Genomic DNA, 17,795 nt, shown 5'->3' on the forward strand with positions numbered 1-17,795 from the left:
AAACCCCGTCCGGGGGGACAAGAGTTCTCTCCGCGTTCGCATAACGTTTCGGACTCGACGCCACCCAACGTCATCCATTGGCACTAAGTGTCTCGATGACACTAAGATCGACACGGAGGTTAAGGTACCTATGACTCGAACTGACGGCATCCGCGTCGCGGGATCCACCGTGATCCTGACGCTGCGCCCGTCGCCGTCGGGCACTCCCGCGCTCGCGCTGCCCCTCGTGCGGCGCACGCGCGAGCCCTTCGCCGACCGCTGGGCGCTCCCCGGCGGCTGGATCGCTCCGGACGAATCCCCGATCGACACCGCGGCGCGCACGCTCGCCGAGACCACCGGTCTCACCCCGTCCTATCTGGAGCAGCTGTACGCCTTCGGCGCCGTCGACCGCTCCCCCACTCGCGTCATCTCGATCGTCTACTGGGCGCTCCTGCGTCAGGACGAGGTCCTCGCGCAGAGCGCCGCGCACCGGGCATCCGGACGCGCGCCCGAGAACGTCGAATGGTTCGACGTCGATGCGCTCCCCGAACTCGCCTTCGATCACGCCGACATCATCGAGTACGCCCTGTGGCGCCTGCGCAGCAAGGTCGGCTACAGCCGCGTGGCGCACGGCTTCCTGCCCTCCGAGTTCACGCTGGCAGACCTGCGCGAGGCCTACGAGGCGATCCTCGGTCGCCAGCTCGATCCCGCCAACTTCCGGCGCCAGGTCGAGGCGACGGGGAACCTCATCCCCACCGACCGCTTCCGCACCGGCAGCCACCGTCCCGCCCGCCTGTACCGCGACAACACCGACGTCGAACTGGCCGCCCGCGGCCCCCTCGGTCCCGAAGAAACGAGCATCCGATGAGCATCACCTTCGTCCCCGCACCCGCCGTTCCCCCGCGCGACGGCTCGGTCGATCACGCGATCCAGGCGATCGTCACCGGCGCGTCGATCGACGAGACCTGTACCACCGACCTCGCCGTCGGCCCCTGGGACTTCGACACCCGCCCCGGCTACGGCCCCGGCTCCTCGATGGGCGACGTGATCCCCACCGGAGCCCCGCGTCAGGGCGAACTCCCCCGCGCCTACCGCGAGGCCGACGAAGCCGAGCTCGACGACCGCATCCGGGCCGCCAAGCATGCCCTCGGCGACCGCGTCGTCGTGCTCGGACACTTCTACCAGCGCGAAGAGGTGGTGCGTCACGCCGACTACGTGGGCGACTCGTTCCAACTCGCGACGGCGGCCAAGGGACGACCGGATGCCGAGGCGATCGTGTTCTGCGGCGTGCACTTCATGGCCGAGACCGCCGACCTGCTCTCCGGCCCGGATCAGGCCGTGATCCTGCCGAACCTCGCGGCCGGCTGCTCGATGGCCGACATGGCCGACATCGATCAGGTCGAGGAGTGCTGGGAGCAGCTCGAAGAGGTGCTGGGTGATCTCGACGCGACCGACGACGACGGCCGCGTACCCGTGATCCCGGTGACCTACATGAATTCCTCGGCCGCGATCAAGGGCTTCGTGGGCCGGCACGGTGGCATCGTGTGCACGTCGTCCAATGCGCAGACCGTGCTCGAGTGGGCGTTCGAACGGGGACGCCGCGTGCTGTTCTTCCCCGACCAGCACCTCGGCCGCAACACCGCCAAGGCGATGGGTGTGCCGCTCGAGCAGATGCCGATGTGGAACCCGCGCAAGCCCCTCGGAGGGTCGAGCGCCTCGACCCTCGAGGACTCTCGGGTGATCCTGTGGCACGGCTTCTGCTCGGTGCACCGCCGGTTCACGGTCGGCCAGATCGAGCAGGCGCGCGCCGAGCACCCGGGCGTGCGCGTGATCGTGCACCCGGAGTGCCCGATGGAGGTCGTGGATGCGGCCGACGAGGCGGGATCGACCGACTACATCCGGCGCGCGATCGACGCGGCCACCGAACCCACGACGTTCGCGATCGGCACGGAGATCAACCTCGTCAAGCGTCTGGCGGCGCAGTACCCGCAGCACGAGATCTTCTGCCTCGACCCGGTCGTGTGCCCGTGCTCGACGATGTACCGCATCCACCCCGGCTACCTCGCCTGGGTGCTCGAGGAGCTCGTCGCGGGCCGCACGCCGAACCGCATCACCGTCACATCCGATGTCGCCGACCCCGCGCGCCTCTCGTTGGAGCGGATGCTCGCCGCGAAGCCGCCGGTGGTTGCGAGCGCGCGATGAACGTCATCGTGGTGGGCTCTGGCGTCGCGGGCCTCACCGCAGCCCTGCACGCGCACGAGGCCGGCCACACCGTCACGGTGGTGACGAAGGGCGCGCTCGGCGACGGATGCACCGGCTACGCGCAGGGCGGAGTCGCGGGTGTCTACGGGGCGGGAGACTCGGCTGCTCAGCACGCCGCCGACACCATGACCGCCGGAGCCGGGCTCTCCGACGAGGCGGCGGTCGGGGTGCTCGTGGCGGACGGTGCGGCGCGGATCGCCGAGCTGATCGCCCGCGGGACCGCCTTCGATCGCACCCCCGACGGCACGCTCCTGCTCGGCCGCGAAGCCGCGCACAGCCACGCGCGCATCGTGCACGCAGGCGGCGACGCCACGGGCGCCGAGATCGCCCGAGCCCTCACCGCCGCCGTGCGCGGCGCCGCGATCACGGTCGTCGAGCATGCATTCCTCGTCGACCTGATCGTCGACGGGCCTGCCGTGCGCGGCATCCGTCTGCTGCGAGACGGGCAGCCGAGCGAGTTCGGGGCGGATGCCGTCGTGCTCGCGACCGGGGGCGCCGGGCACCTCTACGCGCACACGACCAACCCCGAGGGCACCACCGGCGACGGGATCGCCGCCGCCCTGCGCGTCGGCGTGGCGGTCGCCGACCTCGAGTTCGTGCAGTTCCACCCGACGATCCTCGACGCGCATCCCGCCTTCCTGATCTCCGAGGCCGTGCGCGGAGAGGGGGCGACGCTGATCGACGACACGGGCCGCCGCTTCACGTTCGACAGCCATCCCGACGGGGAACTCGCGCCGCGCGACGTCGTGTCGCGGGCCATCGCGCAGCAGGCCGCCCAGCAGGGTTCGCCCGTCCGCCTCGACGCCACGATGCTCGGCGCCCCGACCCTGACTCGGCGCTTCCCGACGATCGACCGAGTCACTCGCGAATGCGGCTTCGATTGGGCGCGTGAGCCGATTCCCGTGACCCCGGCAGCGCACTATCTGATGGGCGGGATCGTGACCGATCTCGATGCGCGCACCACCATGCCCGGTCTCTTCGCCGTGGGCGAGGCCGCCCGCACCGGCGTGCACGGGGCGAACCGCCTCGCCTCGAACTCGCTGCTCGAGGGTGCCGTGTTCGGAGCCCGCGCCGCCGCGGCCATCGGTGCGCCGTGGCCCCGGCAACGGATGCCGGAACCGCACGGGATCGTCGAGGGTGCAATGACACCCTCCGCACCTCCGTTCTCGCGCGCCGCTCTCCAGCGGCTGATGTGGGACGAGGTAGGACTGCTGCGCACCGACGACGGACTGCGGCACGCGCTCGCGACCATCCGTTCCTGGCGCACCGCCCTCGCCGTCCCGACCGACGTCGCCGCGCACGAGGACGCGAACTTGCTGGTGCTCGCCGAGGCGACGGCATCCGCTGCTCTCCTGCGCCCCGCCTCCGTCGGCGCCCACTTCCGCGAACCCGCCCTGATCGGAGTCTGATGCTCACCGCCGCCACCCTCACCCGTGTCGTCGCCGCCGCCCTCGAGGAGGACGCTCCGTGGGGCGACCTGACGAGTGAGGCGCTGATCCCCGCCGATGCCACGGCCACCGCGGACCTCGTCGCGCGGGAGCCCGGCGTCTTCAGCGGCGGTGCCGTCTTCGCCGCAGCCTTCACCCTCACTGACCCCTCGGTGGCCGTCGACCTCCACGTCGGCGACGGCGATGCGTTCGCCTCGGGTGCCGTGCTCGCCTCCGTCTCCGGCCCGGCGCGCAGCATCCTCACCGCCGAGCGCGTCGCACTGAACTTCACCCAGCGCATGAGCGGCATCGCGACGATCACGGCAGACTACGTCCGAGCGGTCGCGCAGACGCCCGTCCGCATCGCCGACACCCGAAAGACGACACCGGGACTGCGCGCCTTCGAACGCCATGCCGTCGCCTCCGGCGGCGGCAGCAACCATCGGCACTCCCTGTCGGATGCCGTGATGGCGAAGGACAATCATCTCGCCGTCCTCACCCGTTCCGGTGCCGACACCGCCACGGCGCTGCGGGGTGCGATCGCGCGCCTTCCGCACACCGCGCACGTGGTCGTCGAGGTCGATCGCCTCGACCAGATCCCGGCCGTGCTCGACGGTGGGGCGCACACCGTGCTGCTCGACAACTTCACCCTCGAAGATCTCCGCACGGGAGTCGACCTGATCGACGGGCGTGCCACGATCGAGGCGTCCGGGGGCGTGAATCTCGACACGGTCGCCGCGATCGCCTCGACCGGAGTCGATGTGATCTCGGTCGGTGCGCTCACGCACTCCGCTCGCGCACTCGACCTCGGTCTGGATCTGCGGATCGGCTGACGCGGGTGCTCTACCTCGATCACGCCGCGACCTCACCGGTGCGCCCGGAGGTCCTCGAGGCGATGCGGCCGTATCTCACGGACGTCTTCGGCAACCCTTCGAGCCACCACACGGTGGGCGAGGCCGCGGCGAGCGCACTCGACGACGCGAGACGTCGAGTCGCGCGCGTGCTCGGCATGCGCGCGGGAGATGTCGTGTTCACGTCCGGCGGCACCGAGGCGAACAACCTGGCAGTGAAGGGCATCGTGCTCGGTGCCCTCGCGGGCGGCAAGCGCCATCTGGTGGTCTCGCGGATCGAACACGAGTCGATCCTCGAGTCCGCGGACTTCCTGCACCGCTTCCACGGCATCGAGGTGTCACTCCTGCCCGTCGACGGATTCGGGAGCATCTCGGCTTCCGACGTGCAGAGTCTCCTGCGCGACGACACCGCGCTCGTGAGCGTCGGCCATGCGAACAACGAGGTCGGCACGGTGCAGGATGCCGCGGCCCTCGCCGCGGTCACCCGCGCTGCCGGGGTTCCCCTGCATCTCGACGCCGTGCAGTCAGCCGGGTGGCTCCCCCTCGATGCGCTGGGCGCGGATGCCGTGTCCGTCGCCGGACACAAGCTCGGTGCCCCGAAGGGCACGGGCGCACTGGCCGTGCGGGGGCGCGTACCGCTCGAACCGCTGCTGCACGGTGGCGGGCAGGAGCGCGGGCGTCGGTCGGGAACCGAGAACGTCGCGGGCGCTGTGGCACTGGCCACGGCGCTCGAACTGGCCGAGGCCGAGCGGGTCGACGCCGTCGCACGGGTCGGGCGATCGACGGCGCGGTTCATCTCCGCGGTCCTCGCGGCGGTGCCGCGGGCGGCGCTCACGGGAGACCCCGCGCACCGGCTTCCCGGAGTCGCGAGCTTCACGTTCGCCGGCACGAGCGGGGAGTCGGTGCTCCTGGAGCTCGAACGACGCGGGGTCATCTCGTCGAGCGGATCGGCGTGCGCCGCGGGCAGCGACGAGCCCTCCCCCGTGCTTCTGGCCTGCGGGATCGCTCCCGCCACCGCACAGACCTCGGTGCGCTTCACCTTCGGTCGCGGAGTGCTTCCCGACGACGCCCCGGAGCATCTCGCCCAGCTCGTCGCGGAGTCGGTGCGCGCCGTCCTCGCCTGACCCCGCGGCCATAGAATCGGGGAGTGAGCGCACCCGACCCGATCGTGACGATGATCGTCCCCGGGCGGGACATCGCCGCCTTCGCCCCCGCCGCGATCGACTCGCTGCGGGCGCAGACCGAACAGCGCTGGCGGGCGATCCTCATCGACGACGGGTCGACCGACGGCACCGGCCACGTGTTCCGAGCTGCAGCGGCCGACGATTCGCGCTTCCGCCTGCTCCGCCGCGACGAGGCCCACGGTCTCGGCGCCGCGCGGAACGCCGGACTCGAGCTCGTCGACACGCCGCTCCTCGGCTTCCTCGACGCCGATGACGAACTCGCCCCGACCGCGCTCGCCCGCCTGACCGGCACCCTCGTCGAGAGCGGCAGCGACTTCGTGGTGGGAGCGTACGTGCGCTCCCACCCGCAGGGCGACGCCTACGTCGCCGGTCGCGTGCAGCCGTGGGTAGCCGCAGCAACCGATCCGCAGCGCCTCGGCACGACGATCCTCGACCACCCTGCCGCGTCGGCGAACATCGTTGCCTGGTCGAAGCTCACCCGCACCGACTTCTGGGGAGACCTGCGCTTCCCCGAGGGGGTCGCCTACGAGGATCAGGTGGTGGCACAGCTGATGTACACCCGGGCGACGGCGTTCGACGTGATCCCCGACGTGATCGCGCACTGGCGGGTCCGCGCCGACGGCACCTCGATCACCCAGGGCAAAGCACGACTCCCCGTGCTGCTCGACTATCTCGCGGCCCTGCGTGGCGGCATCCGCGTGCTCCAGGATGCCGGTGCCCACGCCGCCGTCGCCGCCCGCCTCTCACTCATCGTCGCGATGGACCTGCCCCCGCTCCACGAGATCGCCCGCACGCACCTCGACCCCGCCTACGCGGCGGCCGTCTCGGGCTTCGTCGCCGAGATCGAGGCGCTGCCCGAGTTCGCCGACGCCGCCCCCGACCACTCGCTCACGGCCGCCCTCAGCTGGTGACGCGTACCGGAGAACCCATGACCTATCTCGACAGCCTCTTCTCGCTCACCGGACGCACGGCGATCGTCACGGGCGGCAGTTCCGGGATCGGACGCGGGATCGCGACCGCCCTCGCCGGTTCCGGCGCGTCGACCGTCATCGTCGCCCGCGGCGCCGAGCGCATCGCCGAGACCGTTCGCGCGCTGCGCGACGCGGACGGAACCGCGGACGGTGTCGTCGGGGATCTCAGCTCCCGCGACGGCATCCGCGCCGCCGCCGAGGACGCGGCACGGCCGTTCGGCGAGCCGGACATCGTCGTGCACTCGGCCGGGATCAACATCCGCCCGCCCTTCGCCGAGATCACGGAGGACGACTGGGACGCGACCATGACCGTCAACGCGCTCGCTCCCTTCCTTCTCGGCCAGCGCTACGCGCCGGGAATGGCGGAGCGCGGTTACGGGCGCCTCATCCACATCAGCTCGCAACAGGCGCACCGGGCCTTCGCCACGAGCGGCATCTACGGGGCGTCCAAGGGCGCGGTGGAATCCCTCATGCGCTCCGAGGCCGAAGCCTGGGGCGGCACCGGTGTGACGAGCAACACGCTCGTGCCCGGATTCGTGCTGACGCCGCTCAACGCGCGGCTGCAGCAGGATCCCCAGGCCGTCGCGAACCTCGCGGCGCGCACGATGATCGGTCGGAACGGACTGCCCGAGGACTTCGCCGGCGCCGCGGTCTTCCTCGCCGGCGCAGGCTCCGCCTATGTGACCGGGCACTCACTCTTCGTCGACGGCGGTCTCTCGGCGCACTGATCGCGATCCGCTCGCGGCCGGTCACTCCTGCGGCGGGTAGACCCGATCGCCGCTCGCGGCATCCAGCAGCGGGACGGATGCCGTCAGCGGGACGGATGCCGTGAGAGTCTCGACCGCGTCGGCCGACACGGAGTCCTCCGGAGCGCGATCGGCCCGACGGTCGCTCAGTGCGGTGGCCATGCCCCCGGTGACGGTCATCTCGACGGCCGCCTCGGTCGCGAGCACGCGGGAAGCGGCCACCTGCTGGGCGGCGAGCTCGGCGTAGAGACCGTCGTGTGCGAGCAGTTCGGCGTGGGTGCCGGACTCGACGATGCGCCCCGCCTCGAGCACGTGGATCACGTCGGCGCCCATCACGGTCGAGAGGCGATGCGCGATCGAGATCGTCGTCCGACCCTTCGCGGCCTCGTCGAGCGCTTCCTGCACGACGCGCTCCGAAACCGTGTCGAGAGCCGACGTCGCCTCGTCGAGCAACAGCACGGGAGGGTCCTTGAGCAGCACGCGCGCGATCGCGATGCGTTGCTTCTCGCCGCCCGACAACCGGTAGCCGCGCTCGCCCACGATCGTGTCGTAGCCGTTCTCGAATCCGGCGATGATGTGGTGGATGTTCGCCGCCGTCGTTGCCTCGATCAGCTCCGCCTCGGTCGCGTCCGGCTTGGCGTACAAGAGGTTCTCGCGGATCGTCGCGTGGAAGAGGTAGGTCTCCTGCGACACGATGCCCACGTTGTCGATGATCGACTCCTGCGTGAGCGTGCGCACGTCGGCGCCGGCGAAGAGCACGGCGCCGCCGCGGGCCTCGTAGAGACGCGGAGCGAGGTAGAGCACCGTGGTCTTGCCCGCCCCCGACGGACCGACGAACGCCACGTGCTGCCCCGGTTCGGCGACGAACGAGACCCCGTCGAGCGTGGGTCTCGCCTCATCGGTCGCGTCGGGGTAGCGGAACACGACGTCGCGGAACTCCACGCGCCCGCGCGGCCCCGGAGCCTCCGCCACCGAGAGCGCATCGGGGGCGTCCTCGATCTCGGGCACCAGGTCGAGGTACTCGAAGATGCGCGCGAACAACGCCGACGAGGTCTGCAGATCGAGCGAGACGCGCATGAGCCCCATGAGTGGCTGCAGGAGTCGTGCCTGCACCGTGGTGAAGGCGACGACGGTGCCGGCGGTGATCGCGCCGGTGCCTCCGGCGATCAGATATCCCGAGACGAGATAGATGATCGCGGGCACGCTCGCCATGATGACCTGCACCACCGCGAAGAAGCCCTGCCCGCTCATCGCCCGGCGCACCTGCAGGTGCACCTGGTTGCGGTTCTCGGCCTGGTAGCGCTGCGACTCCGCGCGCTGCCGGTTGAACGCCTTCGACAGCAGCATGCCCGAGACGCTCAGCGTCTCCTGCGTGATCGAGGTGAGCTCCGAGAGCGACTCCTGGGTCTCGCCCGCGATGCGTGCGCGCACCTGTCCGACGCGGCGTTGCACGATGATCAGGAAGGGCATGAGGACGATCGCGATGAGGGTCAGGCGCCAGTCGATCAGGATCATCGCCACGAGGGAGGCGATCACGGTGACCGCGTTGCCGAGGATGCTCGTCACGGTGTTCGTCAGCACGCCGGAGACACCGCCGACGTCGTTCTGCAGGCGGGACTGGATCACGCCGGTCTTGGTGCGGGTGAAGAAACCCAGCTCCATCGCCTGCAGATGCTCGAACAGGCGCACTCGCAGGTCACCGGTGACGCTGTTGCCGACGGTCGAGGTGAGCCACGTCTGCCCGACACCGAGCGCCGCGGATCCGAGGAACAGCCCGATCATGGCGACGACGAGCCACACGAGGAGCTCGAGGTGCGGACCGCCCCCGTCGACGGGGAAGAGCGCGTCGTCGAACACGCGCTGCACGATCAGCGGCGGGATCACGGCGATGCCCGCGCCCAGCACGACGAGGATGCCGGTCACGACGATCCGCCATTTGTAAGGTCGGAAGAGCGTCACCACGCGGGCACCGAGGCCGCTGATTCGCGGCGCCTCGGCGTTCATCCGGCGCTGCGCGTCTTCGTCGACGCCCCGGAAACCCCCGGGATGCCTCCCACCCATTCCGCCGCCCATGCTCATGAGGTCAGCGTAGCCAGCGCCGGGGACATCGGGGCCGCGGTGTCGGCCGTCAGCAGATATATCGCCGACTCGGAATGAAATGTCCGACCCTGTGGTTACGCTGAATGATCCTGGCGCACTCGCGCACCCTTTTCTCTCTTCCTGTGCCCTGGAGGCCGTATGTCTGCCGTCGACACCGGGTCGATCCCGACCACCGCTCCCGCCGACGGGACGATCGCGCGTTCCGACATGCGGGTGATCTGGCTGCTCCTCGTCGCCGCGTTCGTGGCGATCCTCAACGAGACCACCATGGGGATCGCGATCCCGCACCTCAACACCGACCTCGGCATCCCGCCCGAGCTCGGGCAGTGGCTCACGAGCGCTTTCATGCTCACGATGGCCGTCGTCATCCCGACGACCGGGTTCATCCTGCAGCGCTTCACGACGCGGCAGGTGTTCATCGCCGCGATGATCTCGTTCTCACTCGGCACCCTGGTGTCGCTGATCGCCCCCGGTTTCGCCGTGCTACTGGTCGGTCGCGTGATCCAGGCCGTCGGCACGGGCATCATGATGCCGCTGCTCATGACGACGATCATGAACGTCGTGCCCCCGCAGTCGCGTGGCCGCATGATGGGTCGCGTCGGCATGGTCATCTCGCTCGCTCCCGCGACCGGCCCCGTGCTCGCGGGCGCCGTGCTCGAGGTGTTCAACTGGCGCGCGCTGTTCGCGATCATCCTCCCGATCGCCCTGATCGCCCTCGGCATGGGTATCCGCTGGATGACGAACCTCGGCGAGACCCGTCGCATGCCCCTCGACGTCGTCTCGATCCCCCTCGCCGCTCTCGGTTTCGGCGGGATCGTGTTCGGCATCAGCCAGCTCGGTGGCGAAGGCGCCGGCGCCGGTGCGACCACGGGCGTCGTCGCGCTCGTCGTGGGAGTCGTGTCGCTCGGTCTGTTCGTCTGGCGTCAGCTCGTGCTCCAGCGCGTCGACGACGCCCTGCTCGACCTGCGCGTCTTCCGCTCGACGAACTTCACCTTCTCGGTGATCATCATGTCGATCCTCGCGCTGTCGATGTTCGGAACGCTCACTCTGCTCCCGCAGTACCTGCAGAACGTGGTGGGCCTCGAGTCCTTCTCCGCGGGCCTCATCCTGCTCCCCGGTTCGGTGCTGATGGGTCTGCTCGGACCGATCATGGGTCGCGTCTACGACGCACGCGGCACCCGCCCCCTGCTGATCCCCGGCACGATCCTGGTCTCGGCCGCGCTTTTCTTCTACTCGACCGTCAGCGAGCACACCGAGTGGTGGGTGCTCGTGATCGTGCAGGCCGTGATGTCGGTCGGCCTCGCCATGTCGTTCACGCCGCTGTTCTCGGCATCGCTCGGTTCATTGCAGCGTTCGCTCTACTCGCACGGCTCGGCCGTGCTCAACACCATGCAGCAGGTGGCGGGGGCGGCCGGCGTGGCCGTGCTTCTCGTCACCTACTCCGCGATCCTGCACACGGGCGAGGAGCAGGGGCTTTCGACCGCTCTGGCGGGTGCACCCGGCGCACGCATGGCGTTCCTGATCGCGGCGATCATCTCGCTCGCGGCGGTCGCGCTGAGCCCGTTCGTCCGGAAGCCGGCCGATGACGCCGGCGGAGAGTTCCACGGCGGTCACTGACGCTGGTGGCGGCGTCTGGCGCTTATCTCCTCTTCGGAGCGGGGAAATGGCAGACGCCGCCGCTGCAGAGGCCCGCGGCATCCCCGTCGAGAAGATTGAGGGTTCCGGGCAGAGGCGCCAGCCCGAGGGCTGCGTCCTGCTCGGTGGTGTCTCCCTGCTGATCGGTCATCCCTCGATCGTACGCCTGTCCTGAGGGATCGGCGTCGATCCGGGTGTTGCGTCGCGCCCACGCGGCGTAACGTTCGCTGTGAACCCGAGCGCCGAGGCGAAGGAGCAGCGATGATCATCACTCCCCCGGATGCGGCATCCGTCGAAGGGCACGCCGCCGAGATGTACGCCGACGACATCGCTGAAGACGGTTTCGTCTACGCCCATACGCAGGCGATGGCGATGAACCCCGAGGCGTACGCCGCCTTCGAGGAAATCATCCGAGCGATCGTGCCGTCGATCGGCGTGCGCGTGTACGAGGCCGCGACACTCGGCGCGGCACGCGCGATCGGCTCGACGCACTGCCTGCTGGCGCACGGTCGACGTGCTCTCGCTGTCGGAGTGCTCGACGAAGCGGGACTCGCCGCGTTCACGGCCCACGACGATCATGGATTCGGCCCGGCCGAGCAGGCGGTGGTGCGATATTCCGCCCGCCTCTCGACCGCGCCGCGCGCGATGACGGATGCCGATTCCCAGGAGCTGCGCGATCTCGGATTCTCGGATCGGCAGATCGTCGACATCACGCTCGCGGCATCCCTGCGCAACTACTTCAGCCGCGCGCTGCAGGCTCTCGCGGTGCCCGTCGATGCGGTGCCGGGGCTTCCACCGGGTACCGCGGCCGCTCTCATCCGCCTCGCGGGCGACTCCGAAGCATCCACCTCGCCAGCAGGGGGATAGCCACTCCCCCTACGGTGGAGACATGATCACGCGTTCGATAGCCCGCCTCTTCTGGGCCCTCAGCCGTTGGACGCTCGTCGGGAACAACGCCGTCCCCACGAGGCCCACGATCCTCATCGGAGCACCGCACACGTCGAACTGGGACTTCGTCCTCATGCTCGCGATCGCCTGGCGACTCGGGATCGACGTGCACTGGCTCGGTAAGAAGAGCCTCTTCCGCGGCTGGAAAGGCCCGATCATGCGACGACTCGGCGGTGTCCCCGTCGATCGCGAGAACCCGGGCAGGGTCGTGTCCGACGTCGTCGGCCAGGTTCACGCGGGCGAAGTCTTCGGACTGGTGATCACGCCGGACGGCACGCGCGGTGGCAACGACTTCTGGAAGTCGGGCTTCTACCGCATCGCGACCGAGACCGGGATGCCGCTGACGCTCGGCTTCGTCGACCGAACGACCATGACGACGGGGCTCGGTCCGACGATCGAGGTCACCGGCGACGTGCGCGCCGACATGGACCGCATCCGCGCCTTCTATGCCGACAAGGCGGGCGTGCGCCCCGAACGCCGCACCGAACCGCGCCTGCGCGAGGAGCAGCCGACCGATACCCCCATCGGCTGAGGAATCACTGCTCGGATGCCTCGACCTCGGCGCGCGCATAGTCGAGGTCCTCATCCGACAGGGTCTCCTGCATGCCGACCACCGCACCGGTGATCTCTCGGATCTCCTCGCGCACGGCGTCGGTCAGATGCGGCAGGTCGCCGTCGAGGAGGGTGCGTTGCGCGTCGGCGGAGAGCTGCGGCCACCAGTCGTGGATAGGTGGAAGAGTCATGCAGTCATTCTCCCCTCCGGGTCAAGCATCTGGACAGGAATCCGACGCAGTCGACAGACTGAGGCCATGAGTGGTGCCGATGCGTCTGCAGCCGAGTACGACGACCGCGCCGACGGCCGCGACGAGACCCCCAACGAACGCGCCGACCGCAACTGGGACGAGTTGCTGCAGGAACTACGAGTGATGCAGACCGGCACGCAGATCCTCACGGGATTCCTGCTCGCCGTCGCCTTCCAGCCGCGCTTCACCGACATGGACGAGCTGCAGCGCGATCTGTACGTCGTGCTGGTGGCGCTGGCCGCGATCGCAACGATCCTCGCCCTCGCTCCGGTGGGGATGCACCGCGTGTTCTTCGGCCGACGACGCAAACCCGAACTCGTGCACATCGCCGCGCGCATCGTGAAGATCGATCTCATCGTCATCGGCGCGCTGACGATCGGAGTCACGACGCTCATCATCGACTTCACGGTGGATCGCACCGCGGGACTCATCGCCCTCGTCGCGGCGATCATCGCCGTCACCGCGCTCTGGATCGTTCTGCCGCGCGTCATCCGACGCTCGGTGCGGCCGGGCGACAGCCCGAAGGACTGACCCGGCCGCACCCCGACGCGCCGCTCCCCTGACGCGCGGCCGTGCGGACCGCTCCCTTCAGCGCCCCGCAGGCTCTCGATTCTCCGCGCTCACCATCCAGGCGAACTGCTCGAGGCGTTCGATGATGGCGTGGAGAAGATCTGCGGAGGTCGGGTCCTCGTCATCGACGGCATCGTGCACATCGCGCAGGGTGCCGACCGTGGCCTCGAGGCGCTCGGTGATGAGATCGACCGTCTCGGTGGTCGAGACCTCGCCGGCGGGGAACTCGGGAAGCGAAGTCGCCCCCGCGATCGTGGCGCTACGGCCGTCGGGCACGGCATGCAGCGCGCGCATACGCTCGGCGATGGTGTCGCTGAACGCTCGGGCGTCGTCGATGATCTCGTCGAGCTGGCGGTGCATGTCGCGGAAGTTGCGACCGACGACGTTCCAGTGCGCCTGCTTCCCCTGCAGGGCAAGCTCGAGCAGATCGACGAGCACCGATTGCAGGTTCGCGGCCAGGGTCGGCGACGCGGTGAAGCCCTTCTCCGCGTTCTGGGTGCGCGTCGTCTTCGCGCCGCGCTTGCTCGTACCGGTCTTCTTCGCGGCCGGCGTGGACGTGGTCTTGCTTGCCATGTTCTGACCTCCTGAGCGCGACGGTATCGTTCAACGTCCGCCTTTCCGAGGGGGTTGACACTCCACCCCCGGTGCGCCGAACGTGGGCAGGTGACCGCACGAGAGAAGACATCGCCGAATCATCCGCACGAGGGCCCGACCCTCGAGATCTCCCCTCTTCGGGAGGAGGACGCCGGTGAAGTGCTCACGATTCAGCGCGCCGCGTTCGTCTCGGAGGCGCAGATCTACGGCAGTGCCGACATGCCGCCGCTCACACAGACCCTCGATGAGGTGCGCGCGGAACTCGCCGCGGGCGAGGGCTTCGCCGCCCGCCTCGACGGTCGGGTGGTCGGTGCGATCCGATTCCGGGACAGCTCCGATCTCCTGCTGATCGGACGGATCGCGATCGCCCCCGATATGCAGGGAGAAGGAATCGGACGGGCGCTCCTGGAAGCAGCCGAGCAGGCATCGACGGCCCCGGAGGCCGAACTCTTCACCGGCAGCCGCAGCGAGGCGAACATCCGCCTGTACGAGGCGTGCGGCTACGTGGAGAGCGAACGGATACCGGACGGGGACGGCACTGAGCAGGTGTTCCTGCGAAAGCTGTTACCCAGGTGAGAGGTTCCTCCGAACCGGCGCGTCGAGGTTGAAAGCGGGTTGGCATTTCGGCATCGTGGCCCGGACACGTCGCGACCGCGGCGTTCCCCAACCGGAAGGAGAGTCTCGTGCTCACCCTCACCGATAACGCCTCCGCCATCGTCACCACGCTCGTGAGCCGCCAGAGCGAGGCTCCGGATGCCGGTCTCCGCATCCACTCCACGGAGGCCCAGGGTCCGAGCGGCGAGTCCCGCCTCGCCGTGCTCGTCACCACCGATCCCGAGCCGCAGGACCAGGTGGTCGAGATCTCGGGAACGCGTCTGTTCCTCGACGAGACCGCCGCCGTCGCCCTCGACGACAAGATCCTCGACGCGGGAGTCGACGACGAAGGGGCCGTGTCGTTCGCGGTCCTGCCCCAGGTCGCCTGACCCACAGACTTCGGATGCCGCGGCTCACCAGAGCCGCGGCATCCGCTGTGTCCGACCGATCCGACGATAATCTGAGGCCATGATGCATCCTCGGTCCCGCCTCGTCCTCTCGTTGGTCGCTCTCGCAGCGGCCAACGGAATGCTCGCGGGCTGCGCACCTTCCGCGCCGATCGAATCTGCGGCCACCTCATCGCCGACGGCGACACCTGCGCCCTCCCCATCCGCGACCCCCGACGTCCAGGTGGTGGTGATCTCCCTCGACGGGGCGTCGGTCGATGATGGGGCGCTCGTCCCCTTCGACGACGTGGACGGTCTGGTCGCCTCGTTCACCGACCTGTTCGGCACCGCCCCCGACGAGTCGACGGTCGACGGCCCCTACGACTCCGCTTACACCGCCTACGATTGGGCGTCGGTTCGCGCATTGGTCGCCGACACGCGGGCCACCCTCACGATCTCGGCCGAGGCTCCCGGGGTCGTCTTCACCACCGAGCAGGGCATCGCCCTCGGCTCCGCCCGAGCCGAAGCGCTGGCAGCCGGGGCGGAGGATGACTGGGACGAGAACGGCGACGGTATCGCCGACTACCTCAGGATCGGCATGCGAGAGGTGCCGGGAACACAATCGCTCACCACCCCCGGCGCGGTCGGCATCGAGTACCTCACCCTGAAGATCACCGACGACGTTGTCAGCAGCGTCAGCACCGGTGGCAACGACTTCAGCGACATCTGATGAAGATCGCCCTCCTGCGCCGCTACGTCGTCCTCGCCGACACGCTCCACTTCCCGCGTGCCGCCGAATCGCTCGGTATCCCCCTCGCCTCGCTCTACACGTCGCTCGACAAGCTCGAGGAGGAGGTCGGGCACACGCTGATCAACCGCGAGGGCACGCCGCGACTCACCCACGTCGGCGAACTCTTCCTCGTCGAGGCGCAAGCGGCCGTCGCCGCTGCTCCCCCGCCCGCCGCGAAGACCCTCGCCCCTGCGGGCGGTAAGGCCAAGGCATCGAAGGGCAAAGGCCGCGCCCCGATCGTGAAGGGCCAGCCCAAGCCGTACAAGAAGCGCCAGGGGCGCTGACGCTCAGAGTTCGGCGACGTTCCCGTCGGTGACGTTCCAGCGCCGGTTCGTCTCGACGGCGTCGAGCATCCGCCGATCGTGCGTGACGAGCAACAGTGTGCCCGTGTACGACTCGAGGGCCTGCTCGAGCTGCTCGATCGCGGGCAGATCCAGGTGGTTGGTCGGCTCGTCGAGCACGAGCAGGTTCACACCGCGGGCCTGCAGCAGCGCGAGCGCCGCACGGGTGCGCTCCCCCGGAGACAGGCCATCGACGGGGCGGGTGACATGGTCGGCCTTGAGCCCGAATTTGGCCAGCAGCGTGCGCACGTCGGCCGATGCCATCTCGGGCACGAGCAGTTCGAAGGCATCCGCGAGCGGCGCGTCGCCGACGAGCAGGGAACGCGCCTGGTCGATCTCGCCGATCTGCACGCTGCTGCCGAGGCTCGCGCTCCCTTCGTCGGGGCTGCGCGTACCGAGAAGGGTTCGCAGAAGCGTCGACTTCCCCGCGCCGTTCGGGCCCGTGATCCCGATGCGGTCGCCCGCGTCGACCTGCAGGGTCACCGGTCCGAGCGTGAACGCCCCCTGCCGCACGACCACCCCGCTCAGTGTCGACACGACGGTGCTCGATCGCGGTGCCGACCCGATCGTGAACTCGAGCTTCCACTCCTTGCGGGGCTCCTCGACCTCGTCGAGGCGCGCGATGCGGCTCTCCATCTGGCGCACCTTCTGCGCCTGCTTCTCGCTCGACTCCATCGACGCCTTGCGCTTGATCTTGTCGTTGTCGGGAGACTTCTTCATGGCGTTGCGCACGCCCTGGCTCGACCATTCGCGCTGCGTCCGCGCCCGCGCGACCAGGTCGGCCTTCTTCTCGGCGAACTCGTCGTACTGCTCGCGCAGATGCCGTTTGACCGTCGCGCGCTCCTCGATGAACGCGTCGTATCCGCCACCGTAGAGGCGGTTGGTGCCCTGCGCGAGGTCGAGCTCGAGCACCTTCGTCACGCTGCGCGCCAGGAACTCGCGGTCGTGACTGACGAGCACGACGCCCCCGCGGAGCCCGCGCACGAACGCCTCCAGCCGATCGAGGCCATCGAGGTCGAGGTCATTGGTGGGCTCATCGAGCAGCACGATGTCGAATCGCGAGAGCAGCAGGGCCGCCAGCCCGACGCGGGCGGCCTGCCCGCCCGAGAGCGAGGTCATCATCGATTCGGGCGTCAGCGCTCCCCCGCTCGACGACCCGAGGTCGGCCAGAACGGCCGGCAGCCGCTCGTCGAGGTCGGCCGCGCCGCTCGCGAGCCAACGGTCGAGGGCCGTCGAGTAGGCGTCGGCCGGGTCGACACCGGGTGCCGCGAGCGCGGGATCGCCGAGAGCCTCGGCCGCGGTATCCATCTGTCTGGTCGCCTCGGCGCAGCCCGTGCGACGCGCGATGTACTCCGCGACGGTCTCACCGTCGACGCGCTCGTGCTCCTGCGGCAGCCATCCCACGAAGGCGTCGGAGGGAGCGAGCGCGACGCTTCCCTCGATCGGGGCGTCCGCCCCCGCGAGCAGGCGCAGGAGGGTGGACTTGCCGGCGCCGTTCGCGCCCACCACGCCGATCACGTCTCCGGGAGCGACCGTCAGGTCGACGCCCTCGAAGAGGATGCGGTGGCCGTACCCACCGGAGAGGTTCTGGGCGACGAGCGTGGCGGTCATCAG

20 protein-coding genes are annotated in these 17,795 nt (G+C 69.6%); 15 read left to right on the forward strand and 5 right to left on the reverse strand.

Features of this window, described 5'->3' with window-relative positions; genetic code table 11:
* The first annotated feature begins 130 nt into the window (after nucleotides 1-130).
* Genes ACIQTT_RS05160 through ACIQTT_RS05190 form a run of 7 tightly spaced genes read left to right on the forward strand, consistent with a single transcriptional unit; the run spans nucleotide 131 to nucleotide 7,402 of the window.
* Nucleotides 131-847: an NUDIX hydrolase gene (locus tag ACIQTT_RS05160; RefSeq protein WP_402786937.1), complete on the forward strand. Its 717-nt coding sequence runs from the start codon at nucleotides 131-133 to the stop codon at nucleotides 845-847.
* Nucleotides 844-2,181: a quinolinate synthase NadA gene (gene nadA, locus ACIQTT_RS05165; RefSeq protein ID WP_402786940.1), complete on the forward strand. Its 1,338-nt coding sequence runs from the start codon at nucleotides 844-846 to the stop codon at nucleotides 2,179-2,181. The genes ACIQTT_RS05160 and nadA overlap by 4 nt, the downstream gene beginning before the upstream one ends.
* The gene (gene nadB / locus ACIQTT_RS05170; protein ID WP_402786943.1) at nucleotides 2,178-3,650 is read left to right on the forward strand and encodes an L-aspartate oxidase; all 1,473 of its coding nucleotides are present in this window, start codon (nucleotides 2,178-2,180) and stop codon (nucleotides 3,648-3,650) included. The genes nadA and nadB overlap by 4 nt, the downstream gene beginning before the upstream one ends.
* Complete coding sequence (nadC, locus tag ACIQTT_RS05175) at nucleotides 3,650-4,501, forward strand: carboxylating nicotinate-nucleotide diphosphorylase (protein WP_402786946.1); 852 nt, start codon at nucleotides 3,650-3,652, stop codon at nucleotides 4,499-4,501. The genes nadB and nadC overlap by 1 nt, the downstream gene beginning before the upstream one ends.
* A gap of 5 nt (nucleotides 4,502-4,506) precedes the next feature.
* Nucleotides 4,507-5,643, forward strand: coding sequence for a cysteine desulfurase family protein (locus ACIQTT_RS05180; RefSeq protein WP_402786949.1), 1,137 nt, complete (start codon nucleotides 4,507-4,509; stop codon nucleotides 5,641-5,643).
* Between the two features lie 23 nt (nucleotides 5,644-5,666).
* Nucleotides 5,667-6,614 (forward strand): glycosyltransferase family 2 protein, encoded by a 948-nt coding sequence (locus tag ACIQTT_RS05185; RefSeq protein ID WP_402786952.1) that lies wholly within the window; start codon nucleotides 5,667-5,669, stop codon nucleotides 6,612-6,614.
* A 17-nt stretch (nucleotides 6,615-6,631) separates the two neighbouring features.
* Complete coding sequence (locus ACIQTT_RS05190) at nucleotides 6,632-7,402, forward strand: SDR family NAD(P)-dependent oxidoreductase (RefSeq protein ID WP_402786955.1); 771 nt, start codon at nucleotides 6,632-6,634, stop codon at nucleotides 7,400-7,402.
* Between the two features lie 21 nt (nucleotides 7,403-7,423).
* Here the strand turns inward: ACIQTT_RS05190 and ACIQTT_RS05195 are convergent, their stop codons facing one another.
* Nucleotides 7,424-9,493, reverse strand: a complete 2,070-nt coding sequence (locus ACIQTT_RS05195) for an ABC transporter ATP-binding protein (RefSeq protein WP_402791104.1) — start codon at nucleotides 9,491-9,493, stop codon at nucleotides 7,424-7,426.
* Between the two features lie 165 nt (nucleotides 9,494-9,658).
* Here ACIQTT_RS05195 and ACIQTT_RS05200 point away from each other — a divergent pair, with 165 nt between their 5' ends.
* Nucleotides 9,659-11,137, forward strand: coding sequence for an MDR family MFS transporter (locus tag ACIQTT_RS05200; protein ID WP_402786958.1), 1,479 nt, complete (start codon nucleotides 9,659-9,661; stop codon nucleotides 11,135-11,137).
* 22 nt (nucleotides 11,138-11,159) lie between these two features.
* On the opposite strand, the gene ACIQTT_RS05205 is transcribed toward ACIQTT_RS05200, so the two are convergent.
* Nucleotides 11,160-11,306 carry a hypothetical protein gene (locus tag ACIQTT_RS05205; RefSeq protein WP_402786961.1) on the reverse strand — a complete coding sequence of 49 codons (147 nt, stop codon included), beginning with the start codon at nucleotides 11,304-11,306 and terminating at the stop codon, nucleotides 11,160-11,162.
* A gap of 110 nt (nucleotides 11,307-11,416) precedes the next feature.
* Between ACIQTT_RS05205 and ACIQTT_RS05210 the strand changes: the two genes are divergently transcribed.
* On the forward strand, nucleotides 11,417-12,022 hold the full coding sequence (locus ACIQTT_RS05210) for a carboxymuconolactone decarboxylase family protein (protein WP_402786964.1): 606 nt from the start codon (nucleotides 11,417-11,419) through the stop codon (nucleotides 12,020-12,022).
* Nucleotides 12,023-12,044: 22 nt separating this feature from the next.
* Complete coding sequence (locus ACIQTT_RS05215; RefSeq protein ID WP_402786967.1) at nucleotides 12,045-12,635, forward strand: 1-acyl-sn-glycerol-3-phosphate acyltransferase; 591 nt, start codon at nucleotides 12,045-12,047, stop codon at nucleotides 12,633-12,635.
* Nucleotides 12,636-12,639: 4 nt separating this feature from the next.
* Here the strand turns inward: ACIQTT_RS05215 and ACIQTT_RS05220 are convergent, their stop codons facing one another.
* Nucleotides 12,640-12,846, reverse strand: coding sequence for a hypothetical protein (locus ACIQTT_RS05220; RefSeq protein ID WP_402786970.1), 207 nt, complete (start codon nucleotides 12,844-12,846; stop codon nucleotides 12,640-12,642).
* 66 nt (nucleotides 12,847-12,912) lie between these two features.
* Here ACIQTT_RS05220 and ACIQTT_RS05225 point away from each other — a divergent pair, with 66 nt between their 5' ends.
* A complete protein-coding gene (locus tag ACIQTT_RS05225) occupies nucleotides 12,913-13,437 on the forward strand; it encodes a DUF6328 family protein (protein ID WP_402786973.1) in 525 nt (174 codons plus the stop codon).
* 57 nt (nucleotides 13,438-13,494) lie between these two features.
* On the opposite strand, the gene ACIQTT_RS05230 is transcribed toward ACIQTT_RS05225, so the two are convergent.
* Nucleotides 13,495-14,049: a Dps family protein gene (locus tag ACIQTT_RS05230; protein WP_402786976.1), complete on the reverse strand. Its 555-nt coding sequence runs from the start codon at nucleotides 14,047-14,049 to the stop codon at nucleotides 13,495-13,497.
* Nucleotides 14,050-14,139: 90 nt separating this feature from the next.
* On the opposite strand from ACIQTT_RS05230, the gene ACIQTT_RS05235 reads away from it, so the two are divergent.
* The 4 genes from ACIQTT_RS05235 (at nucleotide 14,140) to ACIQTT_RS05250 (ending at nucleotide 16,124) form a co-directional block, all read left to right on the forward strand.
* Nucleotides 14,140-14,646 carry a GNAT family N-acetyltransferase gene (locus ACIQTT_RS05235; protein ID WP_402786979.1) on the forward strand — a complete coding sequence of 169 codons (507 nt, stop codon included), beginning with the start codon at nucleotides 14,140-14,142 and terminating at the stop codon, nucleotides 14,644-14,646.
* Between the two features lie 107 nt (nucleotides 14,647-14,753).
* Entirely contained in the window at nucleotides 14,754-15,053 is a 300-nt protein-coding gene (locus tag ACIQTT_RS05240) for a Fe-S cluster assembly protein HesB (protein WP_247622988.1), read from the forward strand.
* 244 nt (nucleotides 15,054-15,297) lie between these two features.
* Nucleotides 15,298-15,780, forward strand: a complete 483-nt coding sequence (locus ACIQTT_RS05245) for a hypothetical protein (RefSeq protein WP_402786983.1) — start codon at nucleotides 15,298-15,300, stop codon at nucleotides 15,778-15,780.
* Nucleotides 15,780-16,124: a LysR family transcriptional regulator gene (locus ACIQTT_RS05250; RefSeq protein ID WP_402786986.1), complete on the forward strand. Its 345-nt coding sequence runs from the start codon at nucleotides 15,780-15,782 to the stop codon at nucleotides 16,122-16,124. Before ACIQTT_RS05245 ends, ACIQTT_RS05250 begins: the two co-directional genes overlap by 1 nt.
* 3 nt (nucleotides 16,125-16,127) lie before the next feature.
* Here ACIQTT_RS05250 and ACIQTT_RS05255 read toward each other — a convergent pair whose 3' ends face one another.
* Nucleotides 16,128-17,792, reverse strand: coding sequence for an ABC-F family ATP-binding cassette domain-containing protein (locus ACIQTT_RS05255; protein WP_402786989.1), 1,665 nt, complete (start codon nucleotides 17,790-17,792; stop codon nucleotides 16,128-16,130).
* Between the last annotated feature and the right edge of the window lie 3 nt (nucleotides 17,793-17,795).

The sequence above is a fragment of the Microbacterium sp. NPDC090225 genome, assembly GCF_044772365.1.
In the GTDB taxonomy this organism is placed as follows: Bacteria; Actinomycetota; Actinomycetes; order Actinomycetales; family Microbacteriaceae; genus Microbacterium.